The 12,782-nt window shown below is 43.6% G+C and carries 11 protein-coding genes and 1 rRNA gene; 4 read left to right on the plus strand and 8 right to left on the minus strand.

Annotated elements, in window-relative coordinates:
• A 16S ribosomal RNA gene (locus tag PN462_RS14725) occupies positions 1-123 on the minus strand; the annotation flags it as partial.
• 521 nt (positions 124-644) lie between these two features.
• Between PN462_RS14725 and nadC the strand changes: the two genes are divergently transcribed.
• Positions 645-1,505: a carboxylating nicotinate-nucleotide diphosphorylase gene (gene nadC, locus PN462_RS14730; RefSeq protein WP_272129260.1), complete on the plus strand. Its 861-nt coding sequence runs from the start codon at positions 645-647 to the stop codon at positions 1,503-1,505.
• Here the strand turns inward: nadC and PN462_RS14735 are convergent.
• From PN462_RS14735 to PN462_RS14765, 7 genes are all read right to left on the minus strand, one after another.
• On the minus strand, positions 1,502-2,794 hold the full coding sequence (locus PN462_RS14735; protein WP_272129261.1) for a PEP-CTERM sorting domain-containing protein: 1,293 nt from the start codon (positions 2,792-2,794) through the stop codon (positions 1,502-1,504). The two genes, nadC and PN462_RS14735, sit on opposite strands and share 4 nt — an antisense overlap.
• A 560-nt stretch (positions 2,795-3,354) precedes the next feature.
• Positions 3,355-4,503 carry an ABC transporter ATP-binding protein gene (locus tag PN462_RS14740; protein ID WP_443029183.1) on the minus strand — a complete coding sequence of 383 codons (1,149 nt, stop codon included), beginning with the start codon at positions 4,501-4,503 and terminating at the stop codon, positions 3,355-3,357.
• A 53-nt stretch (positions 4,504-4,556) separates the two neighbouring features.
• Positions 4,557-5,651, minus strand: a complete 1,095-nt coding sequence (locus PN462_RS14745; protein WP_272129266.1) for an ABC transporter substrate-binding protein — start codon at positions 5,649-5,651, stop codon at positions 4,557-4,559.
• A gap of 88 nt (positions 5,652-5,739) precedes the next feature.
• Positions 5,740-6,609: an ABC transporter permease gene (locus PN462_RS14750; RefSeq protein WP_272129267.1), complete on the minus strand. Its 870-nt coding sequence runs from the start codon at positions 6,607-6,609 to the stop codon at positions 5,740-5,742.
• 14 nt (positions 6,610-6,623) lie between these two features.
• The gene (locus PN462_RS14755) at positions 6,624-7,508 is read right to left on the minus strand and encodes an ABC transporter permease (RefSeq protein WP_272129269.1); all 885 of its coding nucleotides are present in this window, start codon (positions 7,506-7,508) and stop codon (positions 6,624-6,626) included.
• Positions 7,495-9,120: a glycosyltransferase family 39 protein gene (locus PN462_RS14760; RefSeq protein ID WP_272129272.1), complete on the minus strand. Its 1,626-nt coding sequence runs from the start codon at positions 9,118-9,120 to the stop codon at positions 7,495-7,497. The genes PN462_RS14755 and PN462_RS14760 overlap by 14 nt, the downstream gene beginning before the upstream one ends.
• A gap of 503 nt (positions 9,121-9,623) precedes the next feature.
• Positions 9,624-10,508 carry a hypothetical protein gene (locus tag PN462_RS14765; RefSeq protein WP_272129274.1) on the minus strand — a complete coding sequence of 295 codons (885 nt, stop codon included), beginning with the start codon at positions 10,506-10,508 and terminating at the stop codon, positions 9,624-9,626.
• Between the two features lie 54 nt (positions 10,509-10,562).
• Here PN462_RS14765 and PN462_RS14770 point away from each other — a divergent pair, with 54 nt between their 5' ends.
• From PN462_RS14770 to PN462_RS14780, 3 genes are all read left to right on the plus strand, one after another.
• A complete protein-coding gene (locus PN462_RS14770; protein ID WP_272129276.1) occupies positions 10,563-11,102 on the plus strand; it encodes a hypothetical protein in 540 nt (179 codons plus the stop codon).
• A 201-nt stretch (positions 11,103-11,303) separates the two neighbouring features.
• Positions 11,304-11,540, plus strand: coding sequence for a UPF0175 family protein (locus PN462_RS14775; RefSeq protein ID WP_272129277.1), 237 nt, complete (start codon positions 11,304-11,306; stop codon positions 11,538-11,540).
• 204 nt (positions 11,541-11,744) lie between these two features.
• On the plus strand, positions 11,745-12,782 hold a 1,038-nt coding region (locus tag PN462_RS14780), incomplete at its 3' end, for a tetratricopeptide repeat protein (protein WP_272129280.1).

The following is a 12,782-nucleotide window of genomic DNA, read 5'->3' on the forward strand; positions in this document are numbered from 1 at the left end:
CTAGAGGCAGGTTTTCACGTGTTACTCACCCGTCCGCCACTGATTCCTAAGAATCCGTTCGACTTGCATGTGTTAAGCATACCGCCAGCGTTCATCCTGAGCCAGGATCAAACTCTCCATGTTGGTTTCACTCTCCCTACTAAACGCATTTAGTAGTTCTTCGAGTTTCGTTTGACTAGCTTTGCTGTCTCCAGATTTAATCCTTCGACAGACTTTTAATTTATCTTGACAAGGACTTTTTAGGCTGGTCTCTCAAACTATTAATTTGTCTAGGTTCGGTCTTTATAGTACGCTGTTAAGTTGGGCGTTTGAACCGCCTTTCTCAACCGCGCATTAACCAATATAGCCACTCTATCTAGGACTGTCAACACTTTTTTTGACTTTTTTTTGATCTTTTTGCTCCTCATTCTCTAAAACTTCTGCACTACAAGGGTTATAGCCCACAAATTTTTTTCAAATTTCCCCAAAATTTGCGGCTCAAGGGACAAAACTGGGATAAATAAAGAGCAGGTGTATTACTTCAGAGAGAGATACGGAATAGAATCGAGAGAATGATTGATGCGTGATGCTCGACTCTGAGACGTTCTCTCTATATATAGATTGTGTAACCGTAAGATGGAGTGGCTGATGTTTACTGAAATGTTATGACCGCGATCGCGCCTTTACCCTCCTTTTTCATTCTTGATCCCTTACTCCACAGTTGGCTCTTAGAAGATATAGGCCGAGGAGATCAGACTACCCAAGCTCTCTTTACCGATGCTGCTCCCGTTACCAATGCAGATTGGGTGGCCAAAGAGAAAGGGGTGATTGCTGGATTACCCATTGCAGGCCGTGTGTTTACCTTATTAGACCCCCAAAGTGATTGCCAATTTAACGTGACGGAGGGAGACAACTGCGAGATAGGGACAAATCTCGCTCAATTTACAGCCCCCACTAATATATTGTTAACAGGGGAACGAGTAGCACTGAATCTAGTGATGAGATTGAGTGGTATTGCCACCGCGACTCGCCAGTATGTGGAGAGGATTCGAGATTATCCAGCACAATTAGTAGATACCCGCAAAACAACCCCAGGGTTACGGGTGTTAGAGAAATATGCGTCACAGGTAGGGGGAGCGAAAAATCATCGTCTAGGGTTGGATGATGCAGTGATGATCAAAGACAATCATATTCAGGCCGCAGGGGGAATTAGCGCGGCCATTACCCACATACGCTCCCAAATGCCTTATCCCCTCAGTATTGAAGTCGAAACCACAACCCTCGATGAAGTCCAAGAGGCATTACAGCAGGGAGTAGAGATTATTATGTTGGATAATATGACTGTGCCAACAATGAAAACGGCAGTCGAGCAGATTCGACAACATAACCCCCACATCAAAATCGAAGCATCCGGGAATATTACGCTTGATCGCATTGCGACGGTTGCAGAAACAGGAGTGGACTACATTTCCACGAGCGCACCGATCACTCGCTCCAGTTGGCTTGATCTTAGTATGAAATTTTAAGATTCATCCATTTGCTGCCGTCTTGAGAAGATTCCTAACAGTCCCAAGGCCAATATTCCTAAAATGCTACTAGGTTCAGGGACAGTTTTGGGGTCTTCTTCCGAGATCGGGTTGAGGAGGTAAACATCACCTCTCAGTCCTAAAGTTCCACTTGAGGCTATGGCTAACATTTGTCCTTGATCATTAATTGCAGTAGCAACGGCAAAATTTCCTTCCCAATCGGCAACCAAGTTATTCAAATCATAAAACTCTCCATCTTCCCAAAGAAATGCTCCTACCCCCCCACCGACCACTTGGCCGAGTTGATTCATATCATACCCACAAGGTTTGAAAGAGGTAAGATGGCACTGTTGTTGACCTTGGAGATAAGGAGAAGAATTCCCAAAATTCCACTGCCAAAGACTTTGTTCACCATCATCCCAACTTTTTCCATGTTGACTAATGACATAATCAGGAGAAGCTAAACTCAAAACGGATTGATAGCCGTTCTGCTTTACTGCCACTTCATTTTGGTCATTAATGGAAGTAAAATAACTTCTGGAGTGTTCATCACTTCCCGTATTCAGTAAAAAATGTTCTTGAGTATTCAAATTATAGGCAAAACTTCCTCCTAAATCATTATTAAACGTTGCCCAACCACTTTCACTAATTCCAGTGACTTCTCCTTGACCCAAGTAATGGGAAGTATTATTAGTATCCCATAAATAAGAGCTTCGATTTATTCTACCTATATATTTCCTCCCCAAAAGTCCTGGAATTCCCCCTCCAGTCAGATAGTTATAGACAACGGCCTGTTGTTCCTCACTAAGAGCATCTACATTTCCTGCTCTCATCTGGTTTAAGACTTCCGGTCGCCACAGAACATCCCATGAGGGGGGATCATATTGTCCTTCACGCATTGCGTTGTACAGAGGATTAAACGCAGTTTCTAAGGTTTCTTGGTCTAGTAAAGTTTGTTGTCCTTCTCTCAGCAAAAAAGATTCTCTCAGCAAAGAAGAGCTTACATTTTGATCCCATAGAGAAGACCAGTCCTCAAAGCTGTCATTTCTTTTAACTCCATAAGGGGTTAAGACCGAATAACTGGCTTGACCCGAATTATTCAGGTCAAATCCGTTCATTAAATAATCTGCCCCTAAGATTTCCACCCATTGCATATTCGGGATAGTCCCAGGGAGTTGCGTCGCAGAGTAGAGACTAGCTGCATGAGCTACTTTTACTGACGTGCAAGTTAAAAGAGTTGTGGCTAAGAGAGCCAAAGGGGTTTTAAACAACATGGTTTTAAAGAACATGATTTTCAGCGTTTTCATTAGAGTCGTAAACTGACTTGTAAGGCATTGGGAACAGGGAACAGGAAACAGGGAACAGAAAATTAGTTATACAGGGGTTCTTTACTGTTCGAGTAAACCCCCATGGGGGTTTACCCCTCATTTGAAAATGCTATAGCGTGGTTGGAGGGATGTGGAGAAACCAGGGAGAGTATATATACTCAATTTTAATTAAAAAATATAGAGATGCCTAGGGCATATAAAGCATTGTAAAGATGGCAATTCCTTAGTTTGCTTGTCAGCATTCAGCTATCAGTTGTCAGCCGCGACTCTTAAAACGATGCCATCCCTCAACTGCTTTCATTCATGTATCTGTTCGCGGAGCGCGTCTCCGCAGGGGAAACGCGCTTGTGCGCTCCGGCTGAATGCAGGTCTATTAACCCGTTTGAACGGGTTTTGGCTATTAGCCTTGGGTTTTAACCCAAGGCATATAAAGGTCGCTCAATGAATCACTTAAAAACTAATGATTGGGTTTCAGTGTTAATAAATCGCTTAATTGTCAGAAAATAGGTTTTTAAGGTTGATTATTGTCGTTTTCCAAGTTCTGGCTTGGCGAAAGGCTGATTGGTGCTTAATTCTCCTTCTTCTAAGATACGGATACTATCGGGGGCAATTCTGATCTGGACTCGTTCACCGACGGAAAAGGAGTCTAAGTTGCTGCGATAGAGGTTTTGTCGGCGGACGATGATGGAACTTTTGGGGGTGAGACGGATGACGAACCGGGTGTCTGTGCCTAAGTAAACGACTTCGCTGACTGTTCCTCCTAGACTGGGTTCATCAACGTATTGGTGGGGGTGGAGGGTGGCTTTTTCGGGACGGATGACGAGGGTGACGACTTTTCCGACGGGGAGATCGAGTTCGGAAGGGATGGAGATGGGGAGTTCTTCATCGACTAAGACGACGACTCCTCCGGGATGTTGTTCGATGACTCGTCCGACTAAGAAGTTACTTTCGCCGATAAAGTCGGCGACGAAGCGACAGTTGGGGTTTTCGTAAATTTCTGCGGGTGTGCCGACTTGTAAGACTTGGCCGTCTTCTAGAACGGCGATGCGATCGGACATGGTGAGGGCTTCTTCTTGGTCGTGGGTGACGTAGATGAAGGTGATGCCGACCTGTTGCTGCATATGTTTGAGTTCGAGTTGCATGGCTTTGCGGAGTTTCAGGTCTAGGGCCCCTAGGGGTTCGTCAAAGAGGAGGACTTGGGGTTGTTTGACTAATGCTCTGGCGAGGGCGACGCGCTGTTGTTGTCCGCCGGAGAGTTTGCGGGGGCGACGGGTTTCGAGGCCGGTGAGTTTGACTTGCGCGATCGCATCCTTAACCCGTTGTTCTATTTCGGGCCGGGGTAAGTTATCCATTTCCAGGCCAAACGCGACATTTTCGGCTACGGTGAGATGGGGAAAGAGGGCGTAGTTTTGAAAAACGGTGTTGACGGGGCGATGAAAAGGCGGGCGATCGCGCATCGCTTCCCCCTGAATCAACACCTCTCCCGAAGTCGGGAGTTCAAACCCCGCAATCATCCGTAAAATGGTCGTTTTCCCGCATCCTGACGGTCCCAGGAGCGAGAAAAATTCCCCTTCTGCCACCGCTAAATCAACCTGATTCACCGCTAGGAATTCCCGTTGATTTTGTCCCAGAAAGGCTTTAGAAACGTTCGTTAACTCAACTGCGTACATCATCACCCCTCACAAATTCACACCAGTAACTGTCCCTCTCATCCAAAATACTCTTATTTTCCGACAGCAACTTTCAACTCAGTCCATGCCTCATCATACAGAGCCGTATCTTTCCCTAAATCTTGGGCATATTTTAACCGTTCAAAGGCTTCTGGAGGGGGATAAATACCCGGATTTTCTAAATCCGCTTTTTCAATCAATCCTTGTTCAATAGACGCTTGATTCGGTGTGCCAAATTTTACAAAATTAGAAATTTTTGCTCCAATTTCCGGTTCAAGGACAAAATTAATAAATTTTTCGGCTAATTCTTTATGGGGAGCATCTTTGGGAATGGCTAAATTATCCGTCCAGATAATTGTCCCTTCTTCCGGAATAACATAACGAATATCTTCGTTTTCTTCCATCACTTGAAAAACATCACCATTCCATTCTAACGCAATCTCCACTTCCCCTTGATCGAGTAAATCTTGTCCCGTATCGGGGGCGAAGGTTTGGATCACGGCTTTATTTTCCACTAAAAAGGCTTGAGCTTCCTCAATTTCTTCTGGGTTGGTTGTATTCGGACTATACCCTAAATACATTAAAATCACCCCTAGAGTTGCTCTGGGGTCTTCCATTAAAGCCACTTTCCCGGCATATTTCTCATCAAAAATATCACCCCAAGATGTAATTTCTCCGCCAGTCGCTTCGATATTATAACCAATCCCAATAGTTCCCCATTGGTAAGGCACACTGTATTGATTCCCCGGATCAAAGGGAGGATCAACAAAGGCTTCATCAACATTCTCTAAATTGGGGATATTCTCGTGATTTAACTCCTCTAAAAGCCCTTGGGAAGCCATATTATGGACATAATCCCCCGTGGGAACAATAATGTCATAACCAGGATTACCGGGCTGAATTTTAGCGAGTAAGGCTTCATTACTCTCGAAGGTATCATATTGAACCGTAACATCAAATCGTTCTTCAAACTCTTTGACCACTTCAGGATCAATATAAGTGGACCAGTTATAGACATTGAGAACTTGGGCTTGTTCTCCGTTCCCTGGTGTGCCATTATTAACCGCATTATTTTGCGCCCCACTACACCCTAGGGGAATGGTGACACCAATAATAAATAAGAGAACGAGAGTGAGTAGTTTTTTCATAAGTCTAATTGAAGGTTTAGCGATGCAATCAATGAAAGGGTGGACTCTCCTTGCTGTTTTGCCCTTAATGCTTCATTTATTATAGGTTTTAATGCCTTTGTAGGCTAAAGGAAAGGACAACAATGATTAAAGACGCAAACAGCATAATGGTGGAGATGGCATTAATGGCTGGGGTAACGGAAACTTTAATCATACCGTACACGAAAACGGGTAAGGTGGTAGCCCCCACTCCGGCGGTAAAAAAGGTGATGACAAAATCATCAAGGGAGAGGGTGAAGGCCAACAGGGCCCCACTGAGGATACCGGGATAGATGAGGGGGAGGGTGATCCGCCAAAAGGATTTCCATTCGTTGGCCCCTAAGTCTAGGGCCGCTTCTTCGAGGGTGGGATCGAGATCGGCAATGCGCGATCGCACTACAACGGCCACATAAGAAATATTAAAAGCAATATGACCAATAATCACCGTAGGTAAACCCAACACCAGACGCATTCCCGTCAAACTTTCCAAGAGTTGGAAAACCAGGCTAAAAAAGACCAGCAACGCAATCCCCATGGTAATATCAGGGATGATAATGGGCAGAAAAAGCAACCCTTCAATCACCGTCCGGCCTCGAAAGTGAAATCGTTCCATGGCTAACCCAATCATTGTACCGAGAATGGTTGCCACTCCAGTAGAAATAAACCCCACAATTAAGCTATTTTTCAGCGCATCCCAAATTAAAACATTACTAATATCACTACCAACCGTTAACCCTTCAAATAAAGACTGATACCATTGCAGCGTAAACCCTCGCCACACAGCATTAATTTTAGATTCATTAAAAGAATAAATCACTAAAATAACAATGGGAAGATAGAGAAAGAAAATCCCTACAAGACTCATCCCCCAAAGTAAGGCTTTCCCACTAGCGCGAATCCATAAATCTACTTTCTTAGAATCAGGCAAAGACTTTAACATTAGCACAAATTACGTTAAGTTTGACGATCTTCAGCGAGACGGAAAGAAATTAAAATCGGGGCAAGAACAATCGCCATCATAACCATAGATAAAACCGAACCAAAAGGCCAATTGCGTGCCGATAAAAACTGATTTTGGACTAAATTCCCCATCATCAACGTTTTTGCCCCCCCTAAAATATCGGGAGTAATAAATTCTCCTACCGCAGGAATAAAAACCAATAATGATCCCGCAAGCATTCCCCTCGTTGTTAAAGGCAAAACCACGCGAAGCAATGTCCGTAAATCATTAGCCCCCAAATCTTGTGCTGCCTCAATAAACGAAAAATCAAAACGCTCGATAGTGGCATATAATGGTAAAATCATAAAAGGAAGATATCCATAGACTAAGCCGATAGACACCGCAAAAGAAGTAAACAGCAAATCTAAAGGTTGATCAATGATATTTAAACTCTGAAATAAGACATTAACTACCCCCTCTTGACGTAATACAATAATCCAAGCATAAATTCTCACTAAAAAATTAGTCCAAAAGGGAATAATAACCAACAATAACAAAACATTGCGCCAACGGGGGGAACGAGTCGCAATAAAAAAGGCTAACGGATAGCCCACAATTAAACAAGCAAAAGTCGTTAACAGAGCCAACCATAGAGAGCGAAAAAAGACCACCCAATAAATTGGCTTGACTAAACGGAGATAATGTTCTAGGGTAAAAATCCACTCCACTCCCCCATAAGTTCCACGCTCCAAAAAGCTATAGACTAAAACAATAATTAGCGGTATAATTAAAAATAAAATCAGCCAAAATGTAGCCGGAAACAGTAAAGTAAATAAATTCAGTGTCTTGCGAAACTCTAATTGATTAAAAACCTTGGATTTGCTTTTAAATAGCTGCATTTCCTTCCTGACTCTTGAGTAACCATAAATGAACATCATTATAAATTAATTCGAGTTGCAAATTATACTCATTTTCTAAGCGTTTTTCGAGTTGCTCAGAAATATTTAACGTATAAATTGCGTTTAAATCTTGCTGAGGGGGAATATCCGGGACTCTCTCCTCATCCTCCCCAGAATCCAGTAAAATTAAACGACTAGACGGAGGGAGATCATAACAAAGCGAAATAATATTCCCAAAATGATAGCCAAAAGAATTACTAATTAAAAGGGGACTGTCACTTTGTTTCACCCGTTGGACAATTTGCGGGTTGCTATAGCTGATCACTTTGGTCCAAGCCGTTTCTTGCCCCGTATAAACAAGACAGGACACCCAACCTAGGGTTAATAATACTACGGTTAAGCCCTGTCCGAGTCGCCGTTTTCTGGTGTGGGGGGAAGTGACATGGTGACTCAAGAGAAAGGCCAAAGTGACTTGTAACCCAAGATACAGGGGGACAAAATAGCGACTAGAGGTAGCACGTTGGCCCCCTAAAATCAAGTCAGGGAGGGTTAAAGGTAGGGTGACAGAAAGAGTTAACGCCAGGACGAATAACCAAACGGGAGAAGGAGTTTGGCGAATTAACACATAATACCCGTAAGCAAGGAGTAAGAGTAAGAAAGGCAGGGTAAGATAATTGAGCCATGTATCAAAGCCTAAGTTTCCTATCGTCAAGACAAACCCGCGACTAATGTGCATTAACCAAAGTTTCCCCCAAATGACGAAGGGAAGGGGGTTAGAAGTCCAAGTTGCCCCAGTTTTAGACCAACTGGTGATCAGAATAGTTAACCACGGCCAGAAAGCGAGAATGGCGATGAAAAGGGCGATACTATAAGCAAAGAGGGAGTGAGTGGGGCGGAATTTTTCTCGCAGGAGTAAATAGACTCCGTGACTGAGGGCCACCAGTCCAGAAAAGGGATGAGTATAGAAACTGATGCCACAGAGAAAGCTATATAAGCCCCAAGCTGTGGTACTTTGGGAGCGAGAGGACTGGGCTTTGGTTATCCTGATGGCGCGTAAAAAGGCAGCACTCATCAATAAAATTAAAACTGTCCAGAGACTATATTCCCTTGCTTCTTGCGCGTAGAGGAGATGAAAGGGAGAGACGGTAACGAGGGAGATGGCCAACCACCCCGTTAGGGGAGACTGAAATAACTCCCAACACAACCAATAGATGGCCGGGAAGACCAATAGACTTAAAATAGCCGATAGACTGCGTAAAATGGCGGGAGATGCCCCAAACACGCGCACCCAAATTGCGGCTAGGAGATAATAGACGGGGGGATGTTGGGAGTCTTCTTTGGCCAAGAGAGAAACGGTGGCCAGAGGACTACGTTGGGGGTGGGGTTGTTGATACTGGAGTAAGTCTTCAGGTTGGACAACTTCTCCGGTAAACACTTCCTCGATGACTTCTGTTGCGGAATATCCTGAAATGCGTAATGCGGTATGCACTTCATCATGCCAAAACACTTTATCTCCCAGTTGATAAAAGCGCAGTATTATTCCCAACACCAAGAGGGTGAGGAAAAACCAGCGCAGTTTCCCGGAGGGAAGGTGTTTAGTCAGATGTTGCAAGATTGATTATTACTCGTTTTTTGAGGGACTCATCCTCAGAATACCCTGATTTTCCCCCGAAACATAGACATATTAGCAAATATATTAGTATCTAAAATAAACCGAGATAACATTATTGCCATTCGTCTCTCATTTGTTGTTGATACTTTAATGGATCAATATTTAACGTAATACTTCCTGCATACGCTTGTAAAATATACCTTGGGTTGAAACCCAAGGCTAATAGCTGAAACCCGTTAAAAACGGGTTGAAAGACTAATACGGAATCCGATTACTACAGGAGTAATTCTTTGTTGAGAAAAACCTGACAGACCTAGCTCGTAATTGACATTACATCTTCTGATTAAACCGGATTCCGTATAACAAGGAAGTTAAAAATCTAGCCATTATATTATCAGGGGACAAAAATCTCGCTTAGAGCTTACTACAAACGGTGGATATGGAGAATTATAAATATTTAGGCTAATCAAGATAAGGATATTAGGAAAAGGTAACAATTCCTGTTAATTTATCTGCACTTCATAAGTGGGTTGAGGACTCAAGATCATTAACTGTTCTCCTAATTCTCCTTCTTGAATGGCTAATAGTAACGGTTGTGCCGCTTTGGGGGCATTTTCTGGTAAGGCTTGAAATAAATAAATCCAACCTCCTTGTTCAATTAATAATCGCCACACTGTCCCCGTAGTGGTTAATTCTTTTCCATTGAGATAATTAAATAGTCCTGCATCCCCAATGAGGCGATAATTTTGGGACGGAATTGCGGTTTCGGTTTCAGTCAGTTGTTGACCTAATGCGAGGCGGTTTTCTGGGGTGATTAAAGTGACGACGGGGAGTAATGACGTTTTATTATAGGCATCTCGTTTTGCATCTTGTTCCCCTTGGGTGCTGGCTAAATAAAAGAGTAAGGTGAGGGTGACTAGAATAACTATTGCTTCATCAACGAGAGATTGTAAGAGGGTGACGGAGCTAAATTGATTAAATTTATCATCATTGAATTTAGCAAATGATCTGAGCCACCGGAATGGGGAAGTTTTATTTCTTTTACACCAGCGATCGAAGCGGTCTCCTAACCATTTTCCCCCACTTTCAACTCCCCACAAGATAACATAAATGGCGACTAGATCGACTACTGCCGCAATGAAGGTTCTAAACATTGCATGACCATCTCCAAAAAAGACTTGTAAGGGGACTAATAAAAAGGACTCCACGGGTAAGTCTAAGGTGGTTACTTCCACTTGAAAAAAGGCAAAATACGCCCAACGATAAATCCATCCGGTAAAATATAAAGATGCCCCTAGTAACCCTAAAACGCTGGCAAATTGACCGAGTAAGCTGGTTTCTGTTGCTGTTTTTGGGGTTGGCTGAGATGGGGGGGTGGAAGGAGACATGGCGAGACGGCTATAGCTATAGTAAAATGGTAGAGTAAGACGTGCGATCGATCCATGAAACAATTGTTATGGGGACTCACTCTTTCGGGTCTGTTGGTTACGGGGACTGTTGGATGTAGTTCCTCTCCTCCCGCTAGGGAGTCCACAGTCACCCGACAACCCCAAAGTGAAGGAATTGCCCTAGCTCTCCCCCAACGCTTTAAAATGGGGGGAAAATCCGGTCAATTAGTCGATATTTCGACTCAGGAGATTATTTTATCGGTGGAGGAGGGAGAAGAAAGCATCCCTCTTGAGGAAAAAACGGAGCTTTCTTCGACGGGGGAGGTGTTTTTTATTGGGAGTGGCAAGCGTGTTATTCGGGGGGAAGATGAGGCCGCGGCCAGTCCGGAAGTTTGGGCTGGAATTCCCATTGCAAATTTGCAAATTCAAGGGGATGGCCAAGGGGCGTGGGTGAATTTGTCTCAGTCTCAACTTGAGCCGAGTAAGGTGGAGACGTTAAAAGCGGCGAATCATCTTTTGTTCACGGTGCAACGCATTACTGTTGATCCTGATTCTAGCAGGTTGGATTTAGTGATTCAGAAACATGATCGCTAGTCTCCCCCGTAGAGACAATTCAGTTACGTCAAGGGTTAACCCCCTTGACGAATTGCCAAACCCTACTCCAGTAAGCTAATTTAACCCCTGAATTTTACTATTTCACTTTGGGTTTATTAACCCGTTTTAACGGGTTTTCGCTCTTAGCCTTGGGTTTTAACCCAAGGTTCTACATGAAAAATCAAATATGATTAATGAGACATGGAAAATATTAACATTGAAATCCCAATCAATACCATTAATCAAGGCGAAACGGCTGTTCTTGAGCAAGTTGCCTTACAACTATACCAAAAGAAACTGTTTACGTTTGGCCAAGTTCGTCGTTTATTAAATCTTTCGGTCTGGGAGTTACAACAGTTATTGGGGAAACATAATATTGAACGTCATTATGATGAAGAAGATTTAGCCACCGATATTCAGTCAATTCAATGTTTTTAAGTTTTATGGCGGAGTGTTGACAAATATTGCGAAAGGTTTAAGACTTTTTTGTATTTTTTGAGGTTTTGTTGACGGGGGGAGGCGGTGGAGGATGGGGTTGGGTACAATGGTAGGAAAGTTATGGGGGCAGTGCGCTGTTTTGGCGAGGGGAGAGGGGGAAAGGACGGTTTGTGTTGAATGAGAGGATGACCGCAGGAGGTAACAATGCAACGGTTTTGGGGCGGTGTTTTGGCGGTGAGTTTGTGTTTTGCTCCGGTTGGGGGGGCGTTTTGGGTGCAGGCGAGTTGGGCGCAAAGTCAGGAGGAAATTGCGGAGGTTAACACACTTTTAGAGGAAGCATTCAGGCAAACGCAGCAAGGTTATCCTAAAGAGGCAATTGCTAAATTTGAGAAAGTTTTAGAATTTGCTCGACGCTTTAATGAGCCAAAGTGGGAAGCAATAGCACGATTAGGAATAGGAAGAAATTACGACATATTAGGCAATAGAAAGTTAGCTTTAGAGAATTATAATGAAGCCTTACCCCTGTTTAAAGCGGTAGGCGATCGCTCTGGTGAAGCTACTACTCTCAATAATATTGGTTTGGTTTACTCAGATTTAGGAGAAAAAGAAAAAGCCCTAGACTACTTCAACCAAGCCTTACCCCTGTATCAAGCAGTGGGCGATCGCGCAGGAGAAGCTACTACTCTCAATAATATTGGTTTGGTTTACTCAGATTTAGGAGAAAAAGAAAAAGCCCTAGACTACTACAACCAAGCCTTACCCCTGAGAAAAGCGGTAGGAGATCGCGCAGGAGAAGCTACTACTCTCAATAATATTGGTATAGTCTATTCAGCTTTAGGAGAAAAAGAAAAAGCCCTAGACTACTACAACCAAGCCTTACCTCTGAGAAAAGCAGTGGGCGATCGCGCTGGTGAAGCAATGACCCTCAATAATATTGGTGCGGTCTATGATGCTTTAGGAGAAAAAGAAAAAGCCCTAGACTACTACAACCAAGCCTTACCCCTGAGAAAAGCAGTGGGCGATCGCGCAGGAGAAGCCACTACTCTCAATAATATTGGTTTAGTCTATGATGCTTTAGGAGAAAAAGAAAAAGCCCTAGACTACTACAACCAAGCCTTACCTCTGTTTCAAGCAGTGGGCGATCGCGCAGGAGAAGCCGCTACCCTCAATAATATTGGTTTGGTCTATGATGCTTTAGGAGAAAAAGAAAAAGCCCTAGACTACTACAACCAAGCCTTACCC

It is taken from the genome of Spirulina sp. CS-785/01 (genome assembly GCF_028330525.1).
GTDB lineage: Bacteria > Cyanobacteriota > Cyanobacteriia > Cyanobacteriales > Spirulinaceae > JAQMSD01.